Source organism: Bacillus sp. NS1 (assembly GCF_058248265.1).
In genome coordinates, this window is sequence record NZ_JBZAZF010000002.1 from 299243 (window position 1) to 323731 (window position 24489).

26 protein-coding genes and 1 tRNA gene are annotated in these 24489 nt (G+C 41.9%); 13 read left to right on the forward strand and 14 right to left on the reverse strand.

Annotation, left to right across the window (positions count from 1 at the left end; genetic code table 11):
- Positions 1-17 precede the first annotated feature (17 nt).
- Both AC4CV5_RS07010 and AC4CV5_RS07015 read right to left on the reverse strand, forming a co-directional pair.
- Positions 18-563 (reverse strand): GNAT family N-acetyltransferase, encoded by a 546-nt coding sequence (locus AC4CV5_RS07010; protein ID WP_166853600.1) that lies wholly within the window; start codon positions 561-563, stop codon positions 18-20.
- 69 nt (positions 564-632) lie between these two features.
- Complete coding sequence (locus AC4CV5_RS07015; protein WP_490922321.1) at positions 633-1823, reverse strand: DUF819 family protein; 1191 nt, start codon at positions 1821-1823, stop codon at positions 633-635.
- Positions 1824-1995: 172 nt separating this feature from the next.
- Here AC4CV5_RS07015 and AC4CV5_RS07020 point away from each other — a divergent pair.
- Positions 1996-2068 (forward strand) — tRNA-Val (locus AC4CV5_RS07020).
- A 260-nt stretch (positions 2069-2328) separates the two neighbouring features.
- Here AC4CV5_RS07020 and AC4CV5_RS07025 read toward each other — a convergent pair.
- Together AC4CV5_RS07025 and AC4CV5_RS07030 are read right to left on the reverse strand one after the other, a co-directional pair.
- Positions 2329-2619: a hypothetical protein gene (locus AC4CV5_RS07025; RefSeq protein ID WP_246303057.1), complete on the reverse strand. Its 291-nt coding sequence runs from the start codon at positions 2617-2619 to the stop codon at positions 2329-2331.
- Positions 2620-2772: 153 nt separating this feature from the next.
- Positions 2773-3042, reverse strand: a complete 270-nt coding sequence (locus tag AC4CV5_RS07030) for a hypothetical protein (RefSeq protein WP_246303059.1) — start codon at positions 3040-3042, stop codon at positions 2773-2775.
- A 118-nt stretch (positions 3043-3160) separates the two neighbouring features.
- Between AC4CV5_RS07030 and AC4CV5_RS07035 the strand changes: the two genes are divergently transcribed.
- From AC4CV5_RS07035 to AC4CV5_RS07055, 5 genes are all read left to right on the forward strand, one after another.
- On the forward strand, positions 3161-3442 hold the full coding sequence (locus AC4CV5_RS07035; protein ID WP_166853598.1) for a putative quinol monooxygenase: 282 nt from the start codon (positions 3161-3163) through the stop codon (positions 3440-3442).
- Between the two features lie 555 nt (positions 3443-3997).
- A complete protein-coding gene (gene manR / locus AC4CV5_RS07040) occupies positions 3998-5950 on the forward strand; it encodes a mannose transport/utilization transcriptional regulator ManR (RefSeq protein WP_490922322.1) in 1953 nt (650 codons plus the stop codon).
- Between the two features lie 152 nt (positions 5951-6102).
- Positions 6103-8037 carry a fructose-specific PTS transporter subunit EIIC gene (locus tag AC4CV5_RS07045; protein WP_490922323.1) on the forward strand — a complete coding sequence of 645 codons (1935 nt, stop codon included), beginning with the start codon at positions 6103-6105 and terminating at the stop codon, positions 8035-8037.
- 15 nt (positions 8038-8052) lie between these two features.
- Positions 8053-9000, forward strand: a complete 948-nt coding sequence (gene manA / locus AC4CV5_RS07050) for a mannose-6-phosphate isomerase, class I (protein ID WP_490922324.1) — start codon at positions 8053-8055, stop codon at positions 8998-9000.
- A gap of 443 nt (positions 9001-9443) precedes the next feature.
- A complete protein-coding gene (locus AC4CV5_RS07055; RefSeq protein ID WP_222142621.1) occupies positions 9444-9728 on the forward strand; it encodes a hypothetical protein in 285 nt (94 codons plus the stop codon).
- Between the two features lie 105 nt (positions 9729-9833).
- Here the strand turns inward: AC4CV5_RS07055 and AC4CV5_RS07060 are convergent, their stop codons facing one another.
- Both AC4CV5_RS07060 and AC4CV5_RS07065 read right to left on the reverse strand, forming a co-directional pair.
- Positions 9834-10340 (reverse strand): GNAT family N-acetyltransferase, encoded by a 507-nt coding sequence (locus AC4CV5_RS07060; protein WP_326221118.1) that lies wholly within the window; start codon positions 10338-10340, stop codon positions 9834-9836.
- Between the two features lie 216 nt (positions 10341-10556).
- Complete coding sequence (locus AC4CV5_RS07065; protein WP_166853593.1) at positions 10557-10952, reverse strand: hypothetical protein; 396 nt, start codon at positions 10950-10952, stop codon at positions 10557-10559.
- A gap of 276 nt (positions 10953-11228) precedes the next feature.
- On the opposite strand from AC4CV5_RS07065, the gene ybaK reads away from it, so the two are divergent.
- Positions 11229-11711, forward strand: a complete 483-nt coding sequence (gene ybaK / locus AC4CV5_RS07070) for a Cys-tRNA(Pro) deacylase (RefSeq protein WP_166853592.1) — start codon at positions 11229-11231, stop codon at positions 11709-11711.
- Positions 11712-11742: 31 nt separating this feature from the next.
- On the opposite strand, the gene AC4CV5_RS07075 is transcribed toward ybaK, so the two are convergent.
- The 3 genes from AC4CV5_RS07075 to cotT form a co-directional block, all read right to left on the reverse strand.
- Positions 11743-11937 (reverse strand): DUF4177 domain-containing protein, encoded by a 195-nt coding sequence (locus AC4CV5_RS07075; RefSeq protein ID WP_166853591.1) that lies wholly within the window; start codon positions 11935-11937, stop codon positions 11743-11745.
- A gap of 825 nt (positions 11938-12762) precedes the next feature.
- The gene (gene cyoE, locus AC4CV5_RS07080) at positions 12763-13752 is read right to left on the reverse strand and encodes a heme o synthase (RefSeq protein ID WP_166853590.1); all 990 of its coding nucleotides are present in this window, start codon (positions 13750-13752) and stop codon (positions 12763-12765) included.
- A 127-nt stretch (positions 13753-13879) separates the two neighbouring features.
- Complete coding sequence (gene cotT, locus AC4CV5_RS07085) at positions 13880-14125, reverse strand: spore coat protein CotT (RefSeq protein ID WP_166853589.1); 246 nt, start codon at positions 14123-14125, stop codon at positions 13880-13882.
- 251 nt (positions 14126-14376) lie between these two features.
- Here cotT and pdaC point away from each other — a divergent pair, with 251 nt between their 5' ends.
- Entirely contained in the window at positions 14377-15777 is a 1401-nt protein-coding gene (gene pdaC / locus AC4CV5_RS07090; RefSeq protein WP_490922325.1) for a peptidoglycan-N-acetylmuramic acid deacetylase PdaC, read from the forward strand.
- A gap of 45 nt (positions 15778-15822) precedes the next feature.
- Here the strand turns inward: pdaC and AC4CV5_RS07095 are convergent, their stop codons facing one another.
- A complete protein-coding gene (locus AC4CV5_RS07095) occupies positions 15823-16296 on the reverse strand; it encodes a YjfA family protein (RefSeq protein WP_222142624.1) in 474 nt (157 codons plus the stop codon).
- 128 nt (positions 16297-16424) lie between these two features.
- On the reverse strand, positions 16425-16592 hold the full coding sequence (locus AC4CV5_RS07100) for a YjfB family protein (protein WP_003220470.1): 168 nt from the start codon (positions 16590-16592) through the stop codon (positions 16425-16427).
- Positions 16593-16718: 126 nt separating this feature from the next.
- Here AC4CV5_RS07100 and AC4CV5_RS07105 point away from each other — a divergent pair, with 126 nt between their 5' ends.
- Entirely contained in the window at positions 16719-17618 is a 900-nt protein-coding gene (locus AC4CV5_RS07105; RefSeq protein WP_373924217.1) for a DUF2268 domain-containing putative Zn-dependent protease, read from the forward strand.
- Between the two features lie 8 nt (positions 17619-17626).
- Here the strand turns inward: AC4CV5_RS07105 and AC4CV5_RS07110 are convergent, their stop codons facing one another.
- On the reverse strand, positions 17627-18025 hold the full coding sequence (locus tag AC4CV5_RS07110; protein WP_490922708.1) for a ribosomal maturation YjgA family protein: 399 nt from the start codon (positions 18023-18025) through the stop codon (positions 17627-17629).
- A 100-nt stretch (positions 18026-18125) separates the two neighbouring features.
- Positions 18126-18701, reverse strand: a complete 576-nt coding sequence (locus AC4CV5_RS07115; RefSeq protein ID WP_490922326.1) for a YjgB family protein — start codon at positions 18699-18701, stop codon at positions 18126-18128.
- A 148-nt stretch (positions 18702-18849) separates the two neighbouring features.
- On the opposite strand from AC4CV5_RS07115, the gene fdhF reads away from it, so the two are divergent.
- The 4 genes from fdhF (at position 18850) to AC4CV5_RS07135 (ending at position 23940) form a co-directional block, all read left to right on the forward strand.
- On the forward strand, positions 18850-21807 hold the full coding sequence (fdhF, locus tag AC4CV5_RS07120; RefSeq protein WP_490922327.1) for a formate dehydrogenase subunit alpha: 2958 nt from the start codon (positions 18850-18852) through the stop codon (positions 21805-21807).
- Complete coding sequence (locus tag AC4CV5_RS07125; protein WP_014113432.1) at positions 21800-22360, forward strand: helical membrane plugin domain-containing protein; 561 nt, start codon at positions 21800-21802, stop codon at positions 22358-22360. The genes fdhF and AC4CV5_RS07125 overlap by 8 nt, the downstream gene beginning before the upstream one ends.
- Positions 22361-22651: 291 nt before the next feature.
- Positions 22652-23242 carry a DUF4352 domain-containing protein gene (locus AC4CV5_RS07130; RefSeq protein WP_490922328.1) on the forward strand — a complete coding sequence of 197 codons (591 nt, stop codon included), beginning with the start codon at positions 22652-22654 and terminating at the stop codon, positions 23240-23242.
- Positions 23243-23322: 80 nt separating this feature from the next.
- Positions 23323-23940, forward strand: coding sequence for an NUDIX hydrolase (locus AC4CV5_RS07135; protein WP_490922329.1), 618 nt, complete (start codon positions 23323-23325; stop codon positions 23938-23940).
- Positions 23941-23972: 32 nt separating this feature from the next.
- On the opposite strand, the gene AC4CV5_RS07140 is transcribed toward AC4CV5_RS07135, so the two are convergent.
- Entirely contained in the window at positions 23973-24251 is a 279-nt protein-coding gene (locus AC4CV5_RS07140; protein ID WP_222142629.1) for a hypothetical protein, read from the reverse strand.
- Between the last annotated feature and the right edge of the window lie 238 nt (positions 24252-24489).

Here is a 24489-nt window from a genome sequence, read left to right on the forward strand (position 1 = left end):
GGATGGCCCGGCTTCTTTTATTGTTCATCATCAGGATTCAGAATCGCGAGGACTTGATGATCCTCCCAAACGCCGTTGATTTTCACATTTTTGCGGGCGATGCCCTCTTTATGAAATCCCGCTTTTTCCAATACACGCATGGACCCGAGATTGCGGGGCATCACACCGGCTTCAATACGGTGCAGTTTCAATTCGTGAAACGCAAAATCAACAATCAATCTGACCGCCTCTGTCATAAGGCCCTTTCCATTATGGGCTTTGTCTAAAAAATACCCGATAAACCCAGCTTGCAGCGCTCCGCGGATGATTTGAAAGAGCGAAACCGTGCCGATTAATGTATCGTCCGAGGTTGAAAAAATGCCAAAATGATACTCTTCATCACTCTCCAGTCTTTGCTGATACTCTGCTATCCTTTTTCTTTGCCCCTCAACCGTATAATAATCGTCTGCGCGTATCATGGAAAACTGTTCAAAAAAATCCCGGTTTTCGCTTTGCAGCCGCAGATTTTGTTCCGCATCCTTTACTTCTAAAGGTCTTATATAGATGTTTTTTCCTTTTAACATACAATGATCTCTCCGTTCTCATGTCAGCATTCCTCTTACATTATTCTGAGGAACGTGTAAAAATCCTTTTTATAAGAAAGAAGAAAACCAGTTTCCCATAAAGGTGCCGACATAGTTTCCAATTAAGTAGCCGAGCGTACCGACAAGCATGATCGGGGCGACAAGCTCCCGCCATCCCTTGGCAATTGCCATCGCAGCCGCGGTCGTAGGCCCCCCGACAGCAGCGTTGACAGCGAGCAGAATTTCTTCAAGCCGTACGCGGAACAATTTTCCGACCGCTAAGGAAACAGCTAAATTGCTGATTGCAATAATCAAAACAAATAAGAGAATAAGAGGCGCATTGGTGACGATTAAGCGCAGATCTGCAGGAATGCCTATCACCACAAAAAACAAATAAATCAAAAAGGTTCCAAGCTCCTGAGATCCATTAAGCCTTTCAAAAAAACGCGGGAATAGAAAAATGATAAGAACAGTTAAAGACGTAAGCATCAGATATTGATCGCCAAGCGTTCCGGCCAATAGAGGGTGAGAAAAAATGCTTTTGAAATAACCGGAAATATTCACACTAACCGCAACAAGCGCAAAAGCAGCACCTACATTAAAAGCGATATCCTTTAAGGAAATTTCCTTCCGTTTCCAATAGCTTTCTGCACTGTTTCCCCTATTTCCAGCTGCTTTCACTTTTTCTTCAAACGGCATAGCATAATGCCGTTGAAACCATTTAACTGCAGGAATGCTGATTAAGATAAAAAACAAAAGCGCCATCATAAAATTATCAGCCACAACAGTAGCCGATACATACTCTCCCGGTGTCTCGAATTTTGCTGCCATCGCCGCAAAGTTAACTCCGCCGCCGATATAAGAGGCGCTGATCATTCCGCCGATTTTATCTAGATAAGGAATATGCTGTTTGAAAAGAAAAAAAGCGAGGACGCTCCCAAGCACTGTTCCGGCGGAGCTAATCAGAAAAATAAACAACAAACGCTTGCTTTCCTTAAAAATCTGCCGCACATTGATTTGAAACAGCAAAAGGGGAATCGCCAAGGGCACCACATAAGCCCAAACGGTATCGTATACAGGCGATTCAACAGGAAGCACCCCTATATTTGTAAACACCATTGCACCTAAAAGCGCGATAATAGCGCCAGACACAGCGGACGCCCACTTAAAGCGCTGCTCCAGCCCGATGCTCACTGCCGCCCACACCGCAATAAACCCCCATAATACCCAAACATCATCCGAAGAAATCAAAGAATGCAAACCCCATCACCCCTATTATTAGAAAATTAAGACATATTATAATAGCCGAGGAACAGAACAGCAAGTCCGAAAAAAAGTTTTTCTAAAAAAGCAGTTGACGAATAGAGGAGGAGGTTATATAATAGAACTTGTCAGAAAGATAACAACATACCCAGAAACACATACATATCATGATTCCGTAGCTCAGCTGGGAGAGCGCTACCTTGACAGGGTAGAGGTCGCTGGTTCGAGCCCAGTCGGAATCATAGCTTAAACCCTTGCGCAGCAAGGGTTTTTTACTTTTTATAGGGGTTGTCGGTTTTATTAATGCAGTATATGATTTAAATGAAAACTCAGGAATAATATTGAGTTGAGAAGATAAAATAAAAACCCCATTTGTAAAGTCCAGTATGGGGTTTTTTCTTAATATCATATTAAGTTGCTGCTCTATCTGCGACCTTATAAGTGGATTGCTCAGAAAGAGCGTATGAAGCGCTAGATACTTCAACAATGCCAAGCAAGAGCGCTAAACAAATTGCAATTTTACATTTTTTTCATTTAAATGTTTCCCCCTTTGAATTTGTTTGCGTGCTTCAATTGCCATTTGATAAAAATCGACCGCATCATGTCTATCTTCTTTGGTGGTCAAAAAATCAGCAACAGCAACAGCGTATTCTTCCATATCACCATAGAGGTTTTTATCTTTGAAGAACTTGAACACTTCTCTAAGTGTTTGTAAGTCGAATGGTAAATAAAGACCTTTAACCAGTTTTAATTTCTCTGTTACTTCCTGATTGATGTGTCTGGCAGCAACCATCTGACCTTCCTGGTATAATTCTAAAGCAGCCTTTACATCATTCTTCTTTGCTTTGACATATGCTAGATTAAAAATCGCTTTAGACTCATAAATGTGTTTGCGATCCCTATGAATTTTATAGGATATTTGGAAATTTTTCTCTGAATTGTAAAGTTATTCAAGATTATTAGAACATAAACCCACATTAAAATGGGCTGAGCCAATTAAATGTTGCTCCCCTAACTTTATAGCATCATTTAAAGCCTTTTGAGCTGTTTTTAAAGCATCCTCATAACACATTTTATCTAGACAGTTTCCAAAAATAACAAACTGACATTGGACCATTTCTTTGCCATATGTAAGATTACCCTGAGCATCTTTTTGCTCTTTAAAAATAGAGTATGCACGCTGAGCATAATTCATGGAGAAATGAGTCTCTTTCATATAGTAATAGACCTCTGACACTTTGAAATAGAACTCTGCCTTATCTGTATTTGCGTTTTCGTATAATAATAATGTTATAATAAAAAGCCATAAAATGGTGTGAAGAAGGGGAATATCGATGTATTACATAACGGCATGCTTAAAAATCATCAGTGATAAAGACCTTAATGAGGTAATGAAGGAATTTAAAAAACTTGAGGAAGAAACGAACAAAGAAGAAGGGTGTATTACATTTCATGCTTATCCGCTTGAACCATCAGAACGCAAAATAATGCTTTGGGAGATTTGGGAAAACGAACAAGCAGTTAAAGCTCATTTCACGAAAAAACACACAAAAGATGTTCAAAAACAAGAATTAACGGAAGTAGAATGGTTAATGAAAAGCAATGTGAATGATTAAAAGGCTTCTTAAAAAGAGACATTCAATAACTAACAATTCACCACTTGTAATTAAGTGGTGAATTGTTAGCAGGTTTTTGTCCAACTCTGCTAACGATCATCATTTTCATTCAGAAATCATCAGATGTACAATTCAATAGGCCTTAAAATTAAAGGGCTGATCAGAATCGAATATACTTGTTCAAAACGCATCAACTACCTTGATAAGGTAGAGGTCGAGCCCAGTCGGAGTCATACACGGCGGTTAGAGGCGTTATATCAACGTTTCTAGCCGTTTTTTATTGCGTTGATTTAGTTGTATTAAGACGTAGGTTAGCGGTGGACCATTACCGTGTCTGAGCGTTTCTTATTCTATTAAACTGGAATGGGAAGCGGGGAAACGTACTAGATCATAGAACACTCTAATACCATAAAAAACCCTTTTTTCCGGAACCTTCGGTAAAAAACGAAACTTTTAACTCTATCATTTTGCGTTATAATGTAAACGGTTACATTTATAGTTTACTTATACTATCATTTGTTCAAGCGGATACTGACAGGAAGGATAGAAAAACAGATGAAATACATGAATACAAGACAAAAAGAGATTTTGTATCTGTTGTTATCTGAACCTGATGACTATTTAGTTGTGCAAGATTTCGCAGACCGGGTACAGTGTTCTGAAAAAACGATTAGGAATGATTTGAAAACGATCGAAGATTATTTAAATAAACATTCTCATGCTCAGCTCATTCGGAAGCCAGGGTTAGGCGTCTTTTTACATATAGAAGAGCAGGAAAGGGCCTGGTTAAGCCAACAATTACATACAGAACATTTTCATTCTAGGCAGCGGACCGATGAAGAAAGAATGCTGCAAATTGCTTATGACTTATTAATGAATGTAAAGCCTGTTCCGGCAAAAGAAATAGCCGCTCAGCATTTTGTGAATCGATCTTCCATTAAAAAGGATTTATGTGCTGTAGAGGAGTGGCTGAAGCGATTTGACCTTACTTTGGTTTCTAGGCAGCGGCTTGGTTTGAAGGTTGATGGGAACGAAAAAAATAAAAGAAAAGCATTGGCAAGAATATCTGATTTAATTGATAACACGGAGTTTACTAACCAATTTATTAAAAGTAAGTTCTTACGTCATGAAGTCGATTTTGTGACGAAAGAAATTAAATCATTACAAGAAAAGCATTCTCTCTATTTCACAGATGAGACGTTTGAGAGTTTGCTGCTGCATACGTTGCTAATGATCCGCCGAATCAAATTGAAGCAGCCGATCTCGATATTTCCAAGAGAACTGGCGGCAGTAAAAAAGAAGAAAGAATACCAATGGACACTTGCTTGTTTACAACGGCTTGAGCCGGTTTTTGCAATCCGTTTTCCTGAAGAAGAAGCCGTGTATTTAACACTACATATATTGGGCGGGAAAGTTCGTTATCCATTACAAAAAGAACAGACAAATGACCTTGAAAATGCAGTGCTTCCCAAGGTTGTAAGGCATTTAATCAACCGTGTTTCAGAGCTGAAAATGCTGGATTTTCATAAAGATCAGGATTTGATCAACGGATTGAATATTCATCTCAATACAGTGTTACAGCGTCTGAGCTACGATCTTTCTGTATCAAACCCAATGCTCAATGACATCAAAAAAATGTACCCTTATTTATTTCATCTTATTATTGATGTTCTCGAAGACATCAATCAAACATTTGATCTTTATATCCCTGAGGAAGAGGCAGCGTATTTGACGCTGCATTTTCAGGCAGCGATCGAACGGCTGCATGAGAGCAGCGAGACACATAAAAAGGCGATTATCGTCTGTCATATGGGCATTGGAATGTCACAATTGCTGCGAACAAAAATTGAACGGAAATGTCATCAAATCGCTGTAATGGCTTGTATCGCTAAAGCTGATTTTGCGGACTATACAAAACAACATGAGGATATCGATCTTGTCATTTCCACCATTGCGCTGGAAGATGTATCGATCCCCCATATTGTTGTATCACCGCTTTTGGAGCCTGGGGATGAGAAAAAATTGAGTGCATTTATACGTCAGCTTGACGAGTCGCACCGCCAAAAACAAAATACCTTTCAGATGCTGAACAATACGACACCTTTTTTGGTTTTTTTGCAGCAAGAGGCAGAGCACCGCTACAAGTTAATTGAACAGCTGGCGACAGCTTTGTTTGAGAAAGGTTATGTTGAAAAGGAATATGCGTTTCATGCGGTAATGAGGGAAAAAATGGCGGCGACAAACATTGGGGCAGGCATAGCCATTCCTCATGCCAACGCTAAATATATTAAACAATCAGCAATCGCAATTGCCACATTAAAAGAGCCGCTTGATTGGGGAAGTGAAAAAGTATCGCTCGTTTTTATGCTGGCTGTCAAACACGAGGATCAAAATATGACTAAGCAGCTGTTTCGTGAGCTCTCATACCTGAGTGAGCAGCCGGCCTTCGTCCAGAAGCTGACGAAAGAAACAAATGTCATGACATTTTTATCTTATTTGGATTATTAAAAGCAGGGATCCCTTCCTTGCTTTTTTTTGTGTTTATAGGGAAAAAGGCCGTAATTTCCGGAACTTATGGTAAAAAAAGCGATTTTAACCGGCTGATTTCGGTATACAGTTGAGACAAGATCTTGTTATTCACACTTTGAAGGAGGTTTCCTATGAAGCTGTTAGCGATTACATCTTGTCCGAATGGAATTGCCCATACGTATATGGCAGCGGAAAATCTGCAAAAAGCTGCTGACAGATTAGGCGTTACCATCAAAGTCGAGACCCAGGGCGGAATAGGCGTAGAAAATAAGCTCACCGAAGAGGAAATTCGGGAAGCGGACGCAATCATTATAGCGGCAGACCGCTCGGTAAACAAAGATCGGTTTATAGGCAAAAAACTGCTGTCTGTCGGGGTTCAGGACGGCATCCGTAAACCGGAAGAATTGATTCAAAAAGCACTTAGCGGGGATATACCGGTCTATCATTCCGCTTCAAAATCGGATTCAAACAATCAACAGGAGAAGAAACAAAATCCGATTTACCGTCATTTAATGAACGGCGTTTCGTTCATGGTTCCTTTCATTGTCGTCGGCGGATTATTGATAGCGGTTGCATTAACGCTTGGGGGCGAGAAAACACCTAAAGGCTTAGTCATTCCGGATGATTCTTTTTGGAAAACGATTGAACAGATCGGCAGTGCTTCATTTTCATTCATGATCCCGGTATTAGCCGGATATATCGCCTATAGCATCGCTGATAAGCCGGGACTTGTACCAGGAATGATTGGCGGATATATTGCAGCGACTGGAAGTTTTTATGACAGCGCAAGCGGCGCCGGTTTCCTCGGCGGAATCATAGCCGGATTTTTGGCTGGATACGCGGCACTTGGGATCAAAAAATTAAAAGTTCCAAAAGCAATCCAACCGATCATGCCGATTATTATTATTCCCGTGTTTGCATCACTGATTGTAGGGTTGGCATTTGTATTTTTGATCGGCGCACCAGTAGCTCAAATTTTCACTTCTTTAACGGTTTGGCTGGCGGGAATGAAAGGATCGAGCTCGATCCTTCTTGCATTGATTTTAGGCGCGATGATCTCATTTGATATGGGTGGTCCCGTAAACAAAGTAGCATTTCTGTTTGGATCGGCAATGATTGGAGAAGGAAATTATGAAATTATGGGACCAATTGCCGTCTCCATTTGTATACCGCCGATTGGCCTCGGAATTGCGACGTTTTTTGGAAAAAGAAAATTCGAGGCGTCGCAAAAAGAAATGGGGAAAGCGGCATTTACGATGGGACTCTTCGGCATCACAGAAGGAGCCATTCCATTCGCGGCACAGGATCCTCTTCGAGTCATTCCCAGTATTATGGCAGGTTCTATGACGGGTTCGGTGATAGCGATGATTGGCAATGTGGGAGACAGAGTGGCGCACGGCGGGCCGATAGTTGCAGTGCTTGGCGCAGTTGATCATGTCTTGATGTTTTTTATTGCTGTGATTGCAGGATCTCTTGTCACTGCTCTGTTGGTCAATGTACTAAAAAAGGATATTACGGTGGCGTCTCCTGTGTTCAGCGAAGCTGCTGCAGCAAAAGAAATACCGCAGCCGATTCAAGCCGAAAGCCAAAAAGCCGGGATGACGGAAATCAAAAAACTGACAGACATCATCAGCCCAGAGCTAATTGAAACAAATTTAACAGGGAATTCCAGAGATGACATTATTGATGAAATGATTCAAAAATTGTCCCGCGGAGGTATGCTGCTGTCCGAGAGCGGGTTTAAACAAGCCATTTTGAATCGTGAACAACAGGGAACAACGGCGATTGGCATGAATATCGCAATTCCGCACGGGAAATCTGAGGCGGTCAGGGAGCCGAGTGTTGCCTTTGGGATCAAACGATCAGGCGTTGGCTGGAACAGCTTGGATGGATCAGATGCAAAATTAATCTTTATGATTGCTGTACCGAAAGAGAGTGGAGGGAACCAGCATCTGAAAATTTTGCAGATGTTATCCCGAAAACTAATGGATGATAGCTATAGGGAGCGGCTGCTCTCCGTGCAAACAAAAGAAGAAGCATACAAACTGCTGGATGAAATCGTGTAATGCGGAGGGATTTTCATGACGATTGAACCGTTATTTTTCAAGCCTGTTTTCAAAGAGAGGATTTGGGGCGGCACCGCTTTATCTGCTTTCGGCTATAACATTCCGTCAGAACGAACAGGGGAGTGCTGGGCTTTTGCCGCTCATAAAAATGGACAAAGCGTTGTTCAAAATGGACTGTATAAAGGGTTCACGCTCTGCGAATTATGGGAGCATCACAGATATTTATTCGGACATCTTGAAGGAGACCGTTTCCCTCTTCTTACAAAAATATTAGATGCAGATCAAGATTTATCCGTTCAGGTGCATCCGAATGATGACTTTGCAAAAGCACGTGAAAACGGAGAACTCGGAAAAACAGAATGCTGGTACATCATTGATTGCGAAAAAGATGCAGAGATCATTTACGGCCACAACGCAAAAACTAAGGAAGAACTGATCTCGATGATAGAGCTTGGAGAATGGGACGAACTCTTGCACCGGGTAAATGTAAAGCCGGGAGATTTCTTCTATGTGCCAAGTGGTACCGTTCATGCGATTGGAAAAGGCATTCTCGTTTTAGAGACACAGCAGAATTCAGATACAACCTATAGATTATATGATTATGAGCGAAAAGATGCAGAAGGCAAGCTGCGTGAGCTTCATCTGGAGAAGAGCATAGAAGTGATAGAGGCTCCATTTATCCCGGATCGGCAGCGTATCCGATATGAACAAACAGATGATTTGCTTACGGCCACATTGATTGAATGCGCTTATTTTTCGGTGGAAAAGTGGAGTTTATCAGGATCAGCAAGCTTAAAGCAGCAAAAACCATTCCTTCTTGTCAGTGTTATTAAAGGGGAAGGCCGTATGATATCCAGTGGGTATGTCAATCCCTTCAAAAAAGGAGATCATATGTTGCTGCCTTATGAGTTTGGAGAATTTAAACTGGAGGGGCAGGCAGAATGTATCGTCTCTCATCTATAAAACGATAAAGGGAGCAAGTACGCTTATTCATGGCCAGACTATTTAATGTAGCGGACTAAAGTGTTGCTAAATGTGGAAAAACCCTTCTCAGTTTGGAGGGTTTTTTTTGATTAAATGAAAGGAGTGATCTGATTCCTTCACTTCGGTCCCTTACCCGCATTCACGAGTCAAGACCTGACAGTTCTTTAAGTCCTGGGTTTTACATTATTTTGTTTAAGGACATTGTTAACTAAACGTTGAATAGACTGTAACACATATTTGCTGTTATTTTTCAAAATCAATTGCAGCTTATAATTGTTGTTTCGAAAATTAGTTTTCGCAAAAGAGGAATTGATATGCTGAATTTTAAGGATGGAATCAAGAAAGTATATAAGAATGCAACGAATTAAAGTAAACATGCTGGACAAACTTATAGAGATTAAATAGAAGAAAGGAGGATGGAAATGAAAAAATGGCTGCAAATCGTTAGTGCGTTGTTTCTATCCAGTTTTGTATTAATGGGCTGTAATAATGGCCAAGATAATAATGATAATGATAACAATGCTCCGGATGTTGAGGAGAACGATCAAGATAATAACGGAAACAACCAAGATACTGACGATAACAACGTTCCAGGTGTCGATGAGGATGATACCATCAATAAAGATGATGAAAAAGATAATGATCCTGATCCTGAAGATCCAGTTGAGGATCCTGAAGATACCGATAAAGATAGAAAAGACGAGTAAGGAAACTGCACAAATACTGTTTGAAGAAAAACCCGCTCTCAGTTTAGAGGGAGGGTTTATCTCTTTGCACGGGCTTTAAAAAAGCAGACATAGAGCCTGCTTTTTTTACATGGTAACGTATCTCCAATGCATAAAATCCCCTGATTTATGCTCCAATTCAAACCCTAATTTCTCTAAAATATGTTGTGAACCAAAATTGTTATGTTCACATCTAGCTGTGATATGGTTCACCGTATCTTGGCTTAAAGCCCAGTTTATTATTTTTTTGGCAGCCTCAACACAATACCCTTTGCGGCGATGGCATTTATTTGTTGCAAAACCGATTTCGATCATCCCATTCGTGTCCGGGTCACCTAAAAATCCGGTTCCTCCAACAATTTCATTATTGTCCTTCTTTAAAATAATCCATGAATCAAATCCTTTTGTTCCATTGTTTTTAACTAATTTCTCGCGAAAATAAGGGATGGCTTCAAAAAAATCATAATGTGGCCATTCACCATTTGTTTCATAACCCAGGTCTTTAATGGCCTGATGGTCTCGTATAGATGCAGCGTCTAGAAGGGGAATATCAATCGTTTTTAATCGTAACCGATTCGTTTCAAGAAGAACCATATAGTAATCCTCTTTTCTTTTTTCTGGTAATAATCTTAACATATTACAACCTTTATTTGACTAAAAGTTCTTGGGGCATGAGGTTTATTTGAAATGAATCGTGAAACTGTATGGCAATAGGCAAAGTGTGATAATGCCAGCTGAAAAACGGGTAGGAAAACGTTGATAATGAAGCGTTCCTACCCGTTTTTCTGTTTCTGCTGAAAACATTATATGTTACCTTTTCGCAATCAGATAAAGCGATATGGCTCTTTGGGTTTGTACTGGATTATGAATCGTAATGACCCATTGGTTTCTTCTCCTTGGAAAGCTTGCGATTGCATACAATGGAGCTGTATCGCGTGTAGCAAAGCCGCCGTTAATCACTTTGATATCCCTTCCTTCAAGGTGGCAAACAAGGTATTCACCAGGATCTATTACCTGTTGGCCAGTCCATGCGAAGGAATAAAAACCGTCTCCGAGATCCTCGGTGGAAGATGGCGGTATAAAGCCATCAACATTCAATGTGATTTCTCTTCTTCTCTGTCTTTCTGAAAAGTCTTGATGTCTTTGAGAGTTATAAGTATGTGTAAAGTAAGGAATTAACGCAGGACCATAAAAATAATGATACAAAGCAACCACCCCTTAGTTTTACATTCATACAAATTGTATGTATGTGTATTTCGTTAATTCCTGTTTTGTTTCAAGTTGACGAAGAATGGAACTTTAGGAGTGAGATCCTTTACTGGACTTGATGGTTTTTTACGCGTTTTTATTTGCTGCGGAGAGCAGTGTATTCGCAATGCCAGGTCAGTAGAATCTGGCTGTCTCTGATGATAGAATTTATATATTGACTGCAATAAGAAGATATACATAAATGCAGGGATTTTTTGATAGCGGGGGAAAAGTATGGCGAAAAAAATAGCAAAAACAAATGCGGTTCGTTTGATAGAACAGCACAACATCTCCTATGAGTTATTACGTTACAAAACAGAAGGCGGCCAGCCGGCAGACGGCATCTCTGTTTCAGAAAAAATTGGTTATTCTACAGAGCATGTATACAAAACATTGGTGACAACAGCAGGAGCAAATCATTATTATGTCTTTGTTATACCCGTTGCTGAGGAATTAAATCTAAAAAAGGCAGCAAAAGTAGCAGGAGAAAAGAAAATAGAAATGATTGCAATGAAGGAATTATTAGGGGTAACTGGCTATGTTCGCGGCGGCTGTTCACCAATTGGCATGAAAAAATCGTTCCCGACCTATATTGATGCAGCTGCTGAAACACTTGATTTTATCATTGTCAGTGCAGGGAAAATCGGCATGCAGCTAAAGTTAGCGCCACAAGATTTAGCGAAAGCATGCGATGCGGCATTTGCAGAAATTGTATAGATAATAAATAAAAAAGCTTAGACACCTAGATCTAAGCTTCTTCCACATCTCTTTCAAATATGATTTCAAAATAAGCAGCTGCTCCATAGCCATCTATACTGGGAGCGAAAATCTGAACGAATGTCCAGCCCCTTTTTGCATAGTCGTGGATGATTTGCTGGTAGTCTTCTTTAGGCCTTCTTCTCATCGTACTCAGTTCAACTCTTACGAATTCATATTCTTTCATCGTTTGATCCCTCCTATTAAGGTATACGTAAGAGTGAGAAGGATGTTCCGAAAACATGGGTGGAGGGCAAGAGTAAATTTGAAAATAGAAATAAAGCCTTATAAGTATCCACTTTCTCAATGTCTTCTTTATATATGGCAACACATGAAAGTCTTTTCCACATCTGCAATGCCCCCAACAATAACAAGCATAAGTTTTCTAATGAAAAAGGTCTGCAAGCGGGTTCCATTTGTATTTATTAGACTTCTAAATCTATGAACATAGGAAACTATCATACTGGTAGTCGGTACAATTTCTTTTACTGCCTTGACTTGCAGATAAACACAAAAGTCTATTTTTTTGTTTGTCTTTGGCTTATAATACCTGATGATGGAAAATAGAGTTATAGGTTGAAGATTTAATGCGTCTAGTTTCATTAGGAAAGAGTACAGCACACCTGAAGCGGTTATCATCTGCTTGCCTGAGCTTTGCAAATGGCTGGATAAAAAACAAGAACTTTTTTCAATTAAAACATGCAACGATTCGGACATGTTTTGTATCCGGCTGGACTTTACCTCATCATTTTTTTGCCTTTAAGTAATCTTTTCAAGAAAGCGATGGTATTTTATGAACAAAGAAACCCTAAAATACATACTCACTATTTTCTCTATATGTGCAACCCTCCATGAAACCGATGGTATACGAATTGCCCATAGCTGGATTTTGAGTGAAATCGTACGATTTTTGATTTGCATGGCTGTGTTTTTTGCCGTGACATTTCTATTAGATGTTGTTTTTCCAAACAAAAAAGAGTCACATTAATGCGTGGCTCTTTTTGCATAAACATCATCTGATCAAAAACATCACAAATGAATCAACCATCATGGTCAAAAACAGCAAGCAAAAATAAATGAGCGAGTAGACAAACATATCCTTTGCCCACTTCACGTCATCGTCCGTTTTGAATCCCTGGATGCTTTTTTTGATCCATATGCCTCCGAGAATCAAGGCAGCTAAGAAGTAAAATGGACTGATATGGCCGGTGCCGAGAGAAAAAGGCAATAATAGCGTGACCGGCACCAGGACTGCAATATATTGAATCATTTTTATTTTTGTTACATGATTTCCTTTTACAACAGGCAAGAGCGGAACGCCTGCTGCCCGATATTCCTCTTTGCGTCTGATCCCGATCGCCCAAAAATGCGGGGGCTGCCACAGAAACATAATTGCGTACAACAGTACTGCAGTCATACTGATATCTCCGGTTACGGCACAATACCCCATCAACGGCGGCGCAGCTCCCGGGAAGCTCCCGACAAATGTGCTCCACACAGAGGTTCGTTTCACCCATACTGTATAGATCATCGCATAAAAAATAAAGGCAGCCAGTCCGAGAAGGGCAGTTAATGGATTCAGTGAATACAACATCGCAAGGCCTGCGATTCCTAAAACGGAACCATACGTTAAGATCATGGCTGGCGGCATTTTCCCTGTGACTGAGGCCCTGCTGCGGGTGCGTGCCATTTTTGCGTCCATATGCCGATCGAAAAAGTTGTTATAGACAGTGCCGGAAGCCATGACAAACGCGGTTCCGAGCATTGCCGTCACCATTGTCATCAAAAAAGCCATTCCGGTTAATGGTTTTTCTGCGCTTGCAAACGCGATCCAAAATCCGCCGAAGGCTGCTATCGAGTTTGATATGATAATGCCGGGTTTTGCAAGTTTGATAAAATCGTAAACTGTTACCCGGTTCGAAGCCTTTATGTATTTCGTTTCAGCTATAGCTGCAGATTCTCTTGTATTCTCCAAATATAGACGCCTCCCCCAAGACAGCATGCTTTTGTTATCGTAACAAGAGGGCTATGGAATCACAATTATTTCCTATATTTGTCATGATATTGTCATTTTTAAAATAAAAAAATGGGGAGCTGGACTGCCCCCATTTGGTAAACGGCGCTTAGTATCAGTATCCTCCGCCGTATCCCCCACCATATCCTCCGCCATATCCTCCACCGTAACCATACCAAGGGTAGTAAGGCGGGCGTGGGCGCGGGTAATAGTAAGGCGGACGAGGATAAAACGGATAGAACGGTCTTGGGTAATAATAAGGCGGATAAAATGGCGGTCTCGGGCGCGGATAATAATAAGGCTGTCTTTCATCATAAGATGTAAATTGTTCAAAAGTCTGTTCATTCAAAGGATAATCCAAGAGGAAAACCTCCCTAATTTTTTATTCCTTTTACCATATTCTTGATGTTTGGATTGGGTGTATGTACATTCATGAAATCGGATTTTTTTTGTGATGAAATCCCTGAAAAAGGATTGACAAGAACTTCTAAATCTCATAGTATTACAAATGTGAAATAAATGTTACTCTAATGTTACAAAAATATTTCTAAATAGATACAGTTCTAACTGAGGAAAGATAAATCGAAAAGGTTATGAAAGAAGGAATTTGGGTTGTTAGCAAAAAGAATTAAATGGTTTCATGTATTAATAGCAGTTGTATGTGTGGCGGGCCTATTCGGGTTTTTTCACAATTCATTTAAAAAAGAAACGGTTATGAATAAAGTAAAAACTGATTCTCAGTATGGGAATGTGGAGATCGCAACGCTCGTGAATGACGGGAAAACCTTCAATTACGCGGTAAACTATCCCGTTTTCAAAAATAAAAAAATGGATTCAGCATTAAAGAGTTTCGCAGAGAAAGAGGTTCGTCAATTTCAGAAGGAAACAAAAGACGTTAACCAGGAGCATACGACAAAACGCAACGAATTAAATGTTGATTATAAAATTGTCCATTATGCCAAGCAGACAGTTGCCATTGTATTTAATGAATATAAATATATCGGCGGTGCACACGGACAAACCGTGAAAAAAACGTTTAACTATGATTTTAGTAAGCAAGCTTTTCTTTCGATTGATGATATTTTCAAAGAGGACGCTGACTATTTACATAAGCTTTCGTTAATTGCTTATCATGAGCTGAAAAAGGATAAGGACATTGCTGCAGACGATGCACTGTTAAAGGAAGGAACTGCACCGAAAAAAGATAATTTCAGCCGCTTTGCCATCAAGGAAGATTATATCGAATTTTATTTTGATACATATCAGGTCGCAGCAGGCTATCTTGGAGAGCAATCGATTGCCATTAAGAAAAGCATTTTGAAAGACATCGTAAAAGAACAATATATTGATAAGGCAAAAAACAAAAATAAAATCAAAGAACAAAAGCCGAAGCATGAAGTGATTTCTTTACCCAAAGAGGAATCGGTTAATCCTAATCAAAAAGTCATTGCGCTTACTTTCGATGACGGCCCGAACCCTGCGACAACAAGTCAGATTCTGGACTCCTTGAAGAAATATAAGGGGCATGCCACGTTTTTTGTTCTCGGGAGCAGGGTGCAATATTATCCGGAAACGTTAAAAAGAATGCTGAAAGAAGGAAATGAGGTGGGGAACCATTCATGGAGCCATCCGCTTCTCACAAGGCTCTCAGTGAAAGAGGCGTTAAAGCAAATCAATGACACGCAAGATATCATTGAAAAAATAAGCGGATACCGCCCGACGCTTGTAAGACCTCCATATGGCGGCATTAATGAGGAGCTGCGTAGCCAATTGAAAATGGATGTCGCGTTATGGGATATTGATCCAGAAGATTGGAAAGACCGAAACAAAAAAACAATCGTTGACCGTGTCATGAGTCAGGCGGGAGATGGAAGAACCATTTTGATTCACGACATTTACAGCACCTCTGCAGATGCGGCCGATGAAATTATCAAAAAGCTCACCGATCAAGGCTATCAATTGGTGACGGTCTCTCAGCTTGAAGAGGTGAAAAAACAAAGAGAAGCGAATTAATACGAAAAGGCTGCCGCGGATATTTCCCGGCAGCCTTTTTTCTATTTAATAAGAGCCTGTGGTGGCCCAAACATTCAGGTTTGGTCCTGAATACTTGCCGAAAGCGTAAGAAGTCCTTGGATCTAAATCATATACCATCGGTGTGTAACAAGATTTTTGGCCGGCCACCGCTTTTCCGTTGCCGCCTGCAGAATCACAATTATATCTCTTTCCGTCCGTGTTCCGGGTAATTTCCGCATTTGCTTCAAAGCCGGATGTCAATGTATTATTCATCGTGATTTTTGCCCAAGCCGTTTTACATGTACTGCTGAATTTGAGCTCGACCACTCCGATGACTTGATTGTTGGCATTTACTAAGTTTGAGGATTTTTTTGTAGAGCCGCTTGATGCACAATCATTGTAATAAGGGCTTTTTCCATCATAGGTATGGGTTTCCGCATTGGCGGGCGCTCCTTTGACGGCAAAAACAAATACAACTGCGAATAACACCAATGATACCTTTGTAAATAATCTTTTCATGTCCTTTTTGACCTCCTTAATATGGCAAACAATAAATCATACGAAGGAACAATCAAAACATGCATGCTTTTTTGTGACAATAAAGGCGGCCGGGAGGATGGAGTTCTTGGCCGCCTATGGTATCGGAATTAAGCTTTTACATCAATGGTTTGTCCGAGCGTTGGATGCTGAATCATCTTTAAGGTTTGATCGGCATTTTGCTGGGCGGTGTCCAGCATTTTTTTCGTTAAAGCGATACCTACATTTTGGGCAAGGGATGCTTGATGCATCGCGACTGATAAAGCAGGAATATCCATCGTTCCACCTCCTATGCCTTACCTATCGGCGGCTTTGTATGATTTTACAGTGAAAAATGGCTTAATTTACGCTGTTGACTCTTACGCTGCGGTATACCTTATGTTTTTAACAAGGGGGGAATCAGGATGAATCTTGTAATGGAAAAAACCTTGGAGCAATATGAAAAGTTGTTTTCGATGGAAGAACAGAAAAGAGAGGATGAATTTCGGTATACGATGATGAAGCCGTTTGAAAAGATGTGGAGCGCTATCCAAGTTCCGTTGAGAGTGAAGGAGCCGAACGGCTATGATGTAATCATGGCTGTGAAAATGCTTGGTTATTTAGATGTGTGTGATACTGAAGCTGGGCAGAAAACACTGCAAATACTGAAAGAATCTTATGCTGCAGAGACAGCTGAATCTGCGCTGCGGCAATGTATTCATTTTGCTGAGCGCGAACAGCTGCGGGTGGATGCAGACGAAATCAAATTCGGTCTTTACATTGCTGACCCCAATAGGCTTCAGCTGCAAAAAGGCTACTGCGGGTTTGGCGGAATACCGGGCTTTATTCATATATGGATGAATCCGGACAGCTATAACCTGCCGAGGATTCCTTCAATTATTGCTCATGAGTTTCATCATAATTTGCGGTTTTCGTATGTTGATTTTCATCATGGCTCTGTAAGTGTCGGGGATTATCTTGTGATTGAAGGGTTGGCTGAGTCATTTGCCAGAGAATTGTTTGGCGAGGAGCAGTTGGGTCCTTGGGTAACACGATTTGCTCAAGAAGATTTGCAGTATTCCATTGAAGTCATCAATGAGGTGCTTGCTGTGAAAGGCTTTTCGGAAGTCAGACGTTATATGTTTGGTGATCCAATTGCGAAAGTCCAAGGCTTTGAGCCTGCAGGATTATCGGCTTTTGCGGGTTATGCAGTTGGATATCATGCCGTTCAGTCATTTATGGATAAACATCATGTCACGATAAGCAAGGCCACGCTCTTGGATGCAGAGACCATTCTTTCTCAGTGCGGGCTGTTTTCCAAATGAAAAAAGCGTCACATACAGCGGCGCTTTTTGATTCCCAGAGCGAGCAGTTCTATGGCTGCACAAGCGGCAATTCCAAGCGTATACGATTTGATATCGCTCCATAAAAATCCGTATCCCAGAACAAGGCCGCCAAGAGAAGTGTCTCTGATCCGGTCGATCCATTCGGCGTGATACAGCTGGCTGATTTCAATAATAAAACAGAAAGAAAGACTGATCATGCCCGTGAATATTGTCTTCATTTTCTGAAAAAGAAACCCGCAGCTCGTAAAAATCATGGCGGCCCACAGCGAGTCTCCTAGATAAGTATTGACGGTATCCGGAAGAACACTGGAGAACATTCTAGATCCAAGCCCCATCCCAATAATCAGTATGGTGAACGCTGCATATATCCATCGATTTCGCCTCATTGAAAATTGATACCCCGTCTTCAATTGATCTCCCCTGTATTGTAAGGAATTTATCTTTTATTTGTCCAATAAAAAAGCGGCTGAACAGCCGCAAAAGGGTTTATTTTGCTTTAAGGTTTACATGGTCAGCGGTCTGGTCCTTGCCAATTACAAAATGAAGTTCATATCGGCCTGTGTCATATACATAGTCGATTTCATCGGTAAACGGGACGGTTAACACTCGATTCGCGGGGCCTATTTCATTCCGCAGCACTTCCGGGGTCACTCCGCCTAAATTAAGCTGCCGTTCCACGCCAGTTCCAAAGTAGCGGATTTCTGAAATTGTCATGTCTTTATGATAGGAAAATCCGTAGCCCGGGTTCCCCATATTCCAGTGATATAAATCAAACCGATTGTCTCCTCCAGACGGTCGTTCCGGTTCTCCTAATTTAGCATGGACATCGCCTTTCGTGCTTTTGTTAACTGTAAGGCCTTGCACCTGATGAGGCATTTCCCCTGTGTAGGCGGTGTTGTAAAGATTTTTGACAAGCTCGGCGGCTGACTGGTTTGTGTTTTCAGAGAGTGAGGTTGTTTGAGTTACAGCCTTTGCCGGTGTTGAAAAGGACGCCGTCCCAAAGCCGGAAAGAGAACACGTTAGTGCTGCTGCCGCGGTTAGAACAGACATTGTTTTTTTCATGCTGATCCCTCCTTTTTCATCTATCATCTCGTTTCCCGGTGTTTATGCAATAAAACATGTGAGTGCGCTTTGTATGTTTTATTCATCCCTTGTAAGGGAACAGAAATGGGTAATTCGGTATATACACAAGCAAGAAAGGGGAATGGAGATGGCTGAACAGAAAAACATCACAATAAACGGCGTTGAAATGGAAGCGTCCGAAGAACAGACGGTGCTGCAGCTTTTGAATAACAGTTCGATTGAAGTGCCGCAAGTTTGCTATCATCCAAGCTTAGGGCCGATTGAAACATGCGATACATGCATCGTCAGCATCAATGGGGAGCTGAAAAGATCGTGCTCCGCTGAATTAAAGGATGGAGACGTCATTGATACGCTTTCGCCTGATGTGAAAAAAGCGCAGGTCATCGGGATGGACAAGATTTTATATAATCATGAGCTTTATTGTACAGTTTGCGATTACAACAACGGGGGATGCGAAATACATAATACGGTGAAGGAAATGAAAATCAATCACCAAAGCATCCCGTTTGACCATAAGCCTTACCATAAGGATGAATCTCATCCGTTTTACCGGTATGATCCAGATCAGTGTATTTTGTGCGGACGCTGTGTTGAAGCGTGCCAGGACGTTCAGGTAACTGAAACCCTGACCATTGACTGGGAGCGGAAACGCCCGCGCGTCATTTGGGATAACGATGTGCCGATCAATGAGTCGTCTTGTGTGTCATGCGGCCACTGTTCCACCGTCTGTCCGTGTAACGCGATGATGGAAAAAGGAATGGAAGGGGAAGCCGGATATTTAACAGGCATTGATAATGAAACGCTCCGCCCAATGATCGAGATCACAAAAGGCGTAGAGACAGGATACGGCTCGATTCTTGCTATTTCTGATATGGAATCCGCCATGCGTGATGAACGAATCAAGAAAACGAAAACCGTCTGTACCTATTGCGGTGTCGGCTGCAGCTTTGATGTCTGGACAAAGGGCAGAGACATTCTGAAAGTTGAGCCGCAGGAGGAAGCGCCAGCGAACGGCATTTCTACTTGTGTAAAAGGAAAGTTCGGCTGGGATTTCGTGAACAGCGAGGAACGCCTGACAAAGCCGCTGATCCGCGAAGGAGACCATTTCCGTGAAGCGGAATGGGAGGAAGCATTAACGCTGATCGCCAGCAAGTTTACGGATTTAAAAGAGGAGTTTGGCCCGGATTCACTCGCTTTTATTACATCTTCTAAGTGTACAAACGAAGAGTCCTACCTCATGCAAAAGCTGGCCAGAGGGATCATTGGCACAAATAATGTGGACAACTGCTCGCGCTATTGCCAATCTCCTGCGACTGCCGGCCTGTTCCGGACAGTCGGATATGGCGGTGACTCAGGTTCGATTACAGATATCGCGCAAGCGGACCTTGTGTTGATTATCGGTTCGAACACGTCTGAGTCGCATCCGGTCTTGTCCACTCGCATTAAACGGGCTCATAAGCTGAGAGGGCAGAAAGTGATTGTAGCGGATATCAGAAAACACGAAATGGCAGAGCGCTCTGATTTATTTGTCCAGCCCCGTGCTGGATCAGATATCGTCTGGCTGAACGCCATCGCCAAATATTTAATTGAAAACGGCAAGGCCGATGAACGCTTTTTGCAGGAAAAAGTGAACGGACGGGATGAATATGTAAAAAGCCTGGCGCCATATACCCTTGAATATGCCGAGGCGAAAACAGGTATTGATCAAGAAACCCTCATCCAAATGGCGGAGATGATTGGCCAGGCTGACAGTGTGTGCGCATTGTGGGCAATGGGCGTGACACAGCATATTGGCGGAAGTGACACAAGCACGGCAATCTCTAATCTGCTGCTTGTGACAGGAAACTACGGAAAACCGGGAGCAGGCTCTTACCCACTGCGCGGCCACAACAATGTGCAGGGAGCAAGTGACTTCGGAAGCATGCCTGACAGACTGCCGGGCTATGAAAAAGTGACGGACGACCAAGTCCGCCAAAAATACGAGCGGGCGTGGGGTGTGCCGCTGCCGAAGGAGCCGGGCATGACCAACCATGAAATGATCGAAAAAATCCATTCCGGCCAGCTGAAAGCGATGTATGTAAAAGGTGAAGAAATGGGTCTGGTCGATTCCAATATCAATCATGTACACGCCGCATATGAAAAGCTTGATTTCTTTGTGGTGCAGGATATTTTCCTTTCACGTACAGCAGAGTTTGCTGATGTTGTTCTTCCTGCGAGCCCAAGCCTTGAAAAAGAGGGAACCTTTACAAACACAGAACGCCGTATTCAGCGGCTGTATCAGGTGTTTGAACCGCTGGGCGAATCAAAGCCGGACTGGCAGATTATTATGGAGGTTGCCAATAAGCTCGGTGCTGACTGGCACTATGAGCACCCTGGAGACATTATGGAGGAAGCAGCGATGCTGTCGCCGATTTATGCCGGTGTCACCTATGAACGCCTTGAAGGCTACAACTCCCTGCAATGGCCTGTAAGTGCTGATGGAAAGGATTCTCCTTTACTTTTTACAGAGCGCTTCCCTTTTCCGGACGGCAAAGCCATTCTCTATCCTGTTCAGTGGACAGAGCCTGAAGAGTTCGGTGAGGAATATGATATCCACGTCAACAATGGGCGGCTCTTGGAGCATTTCCACGAAGGGAACCTGACCTACAAATCAAAAGGCATTTCGAAGAAAACACCGGAAGTGTTCTTAGAAATTTCTACAGAGCTCGCGGCAGAAAGAGGGATTCAGGACGGAACCCTTGTCAGACTCACATCGCCTTTCGGAAATGTCAAAGTAAAATGCCTAATAACTAATCGTGTCAAAGGGAAGGAAGTATACCTGCCAATGAACGATTCAGGGGAAGCGGCGATCAACCTGTTAACAGGCAGCCATGCCGATAAGGATACTGATACACCTGCTTACAAAGAAACATCAGCCAAGATGGAAATTTTGAAGCATGACGGAACCAATCCGCTGCCTAAGATCAATCACCGAAACGGCAATCCGCAGCCGCAAATCGGTGTGCAGGTACAAAAGAAATGGGCGCGGAAGGATTATATTTTTCCTGGCGACGCTGTGAAAAGGGGGATTGGGCATAATGGCTAAAGCGATTAAGCGAATTCAGAAAATCGAGATAACCGAAGAGGATCAGCGAAAGCGTGATATGAAAGAAATTGAAGACGCATTAGTCGAAAATAAGGAAGCTATTCTTGAAACGCTGCATATGATTGGCCACATGAACGAGCGCGGTGTTCTGCCATTGCTCCGCGGCCTTTTTGGCCAAGGGGATAAAGTTCTAGATATCCTGGTGAAAAAGGCAGATACAGAGGAAACAGCCAATACGTTGAAAAATCTGCTTCTCCTGTTTGGAACGCTAGGCATGCTGGATGTGAAACAACTGGAGCCCCTTATTTTGAAAGTGAATGCGGGCGTGGCAAATGCGGTGGAACAGAAGGACAGCGAAGAGAAAACAGGTTATTTTGATATCATTCGTTCGCTCAAAGATCCGGAAATCAACAAAGCAGTTACACTGCTCTTCTCCTTTTTAAAAGGAATGGGACAAGACACAAAGGAGCTGGAACGCACGACTCAGCCTCCAGAGCATCAAAAACATCATCAGGAACCCCGAGAGAAAAGGGAAATGAATAAGCGAGATTGATTACGTGCCCGAGCCGGCTACTGTCAGCTCGGGTTTTTTGTGAGGGGAGTCTTAGGAACTAGGAATAAATATCTAAATTAGAAACAAGACAAAGAAGCTTCCTGAGTTGGAAAATGATAGGATATCGCAGGCCAGTCCAGTATTTATTCCAGTAGAGGATAGGTATCTATGTCATTGGAAGATGTATACTATGAATGGATCTGATAGAGTAATTTGTTACTTTGTTCCCTGTTAAGAAAAGGAAAAGCGTGCTTATAATAGAAAACGATTACTTTAGATGGAGGAACAACAATGAAAAAAGCATTATTCATTTTGTTTGTGCTAACGATTGGATTTGCGCTTTCTGCGTGCAGCCAGTCAAGTGATGCGTCAGCTGAGCAAAAGACAGAAAAGAAAGAAGCATCAGCAACGAAAAAGAAAACAGAAGAAAAAAACGAAGCCAAAACGGATGAAAAGGTGCATAAGGTAGGCGAAACTTTTAAAGCTTCCAGCACAAATTTCTCGGTCAATAAAGTATATACGACGGCAGAGCAAGGTGAGTATAAGACGAAAATTGGCGACAAAGAAAAAACAATAAATAAAAATGAAGAATTTTTAATAGTTGAGGTAACGATCGAAAACATAAGCGACAAATCTTTCAATTATACGAGTGGCGGTTTTGAATTGAAAGACAGCAAAGATCAATCGATCAGAGCAAACATAGTATCTAATGCTGACCTGGAAACAAGCCTTAAATCAGGGAAGTTAGCCTCAGGTAAAAAGGTAACAGGCACAGTCAGTTTTGTGATTCCAAAAGGAGAAAAAGACCTTAATTTGTCATATAATCCATCATTTTTAAACTTTGAAACAGAGGATATTACATATTTCGTAAAATTGAATTAAGGTATTTTTTGAGCATGTCACCGGAAGATCGGAGCATGCTTTTTTTATAGTAGTATAAAATGGTAGTGAGGTGATCCATTATGCAAAACAATTGGCTGGAACGGGCACAGCGAATGCGGGCGATCGCACAGGCTGGGCTCGCTTTTTCCAAGGATGTATATGACAGAGAACGGTACGAAGAGCTGATGAAGCTTAGCGTAGAGATGATGGCGGATTACTCGGAGAAGGACATTGAAGTCATCACTGATTTATGGAAGGGCGAGAAAGGCTATCCGACACCGAAAGCGGATGTTCGCGGAGCAGTGTTTCGAGAGAATCAGATTTTGCTTGTCCGGGAGAAGCATGATGAGCTGTGGTCGCTGCCTGGCGGGTTTTGCGAGATTGGTTTATCACCGGCTGAAAACGTGATCAAAGAAATCAAAGAAGAGTCGGGTTACGATACTGAACCGTCCCGATTGCTGGCCGTGCTAGATAGCCATAAGCACCCTCATCCGCCTCAGCCGTATCATTACTATAAGATATTCATTGAATGCAGCATTACAGGCGGGCAGGGGGAAACAGGAATTGAGACGAACCGTGCCGCTTTTTTTCCGGAAGACCGGCTCCCGCCGCTTTCTCCAAAACGAAACACACCTTCACAGCTCAGCATGCTATTTGATTTGACGCGCCATCCAGAAAAGAACACGATATTTGACTAAACAAAGAAAGAGCCCGGAAGGCTCTTTCTTTTTTATAGCGCAATATGTTTTTCGTTGGCGAGTTTTAGAAGGGTCAAAATAGAATCGGCTTGTTTATGGCCGAGTTTTTTCTTTAATTTGTTTTCTTCAACTAGTCGGCTGCCATAAATCTCGACAGAAGCTTTGTCGACGACAGTATGCCAGTTTTCCTGATTTTTTCCTTCAACAAGCGGTTTCTCATGTCTCTCAGAAAAAGAGAACACAAATAATACAAATGCAAGTGAAAGTAGGATGCCGACAACTTGTTTTCTGAAATTAGTCTGTGCTGCCATGTTGTTCTCTCCTTCACCTTTTACCTTCTATTTAATCATAGAATCAGCGTGCTTTATATAATGGGAAAGTCATTTTCGGAGTTAGTGCAATTGGTTGGAAAAAAGGGTGTTTTCTGATCGGAGCGGTGCAATTGAATGCATATTGAATTTGGATGCTTATGCCTAAGGTCACGTTGTGAGCCAAAGCGGGAGTGCTGAATAGAAAAAAATTGAAAGATTATGGTAAGATGAACGAAAT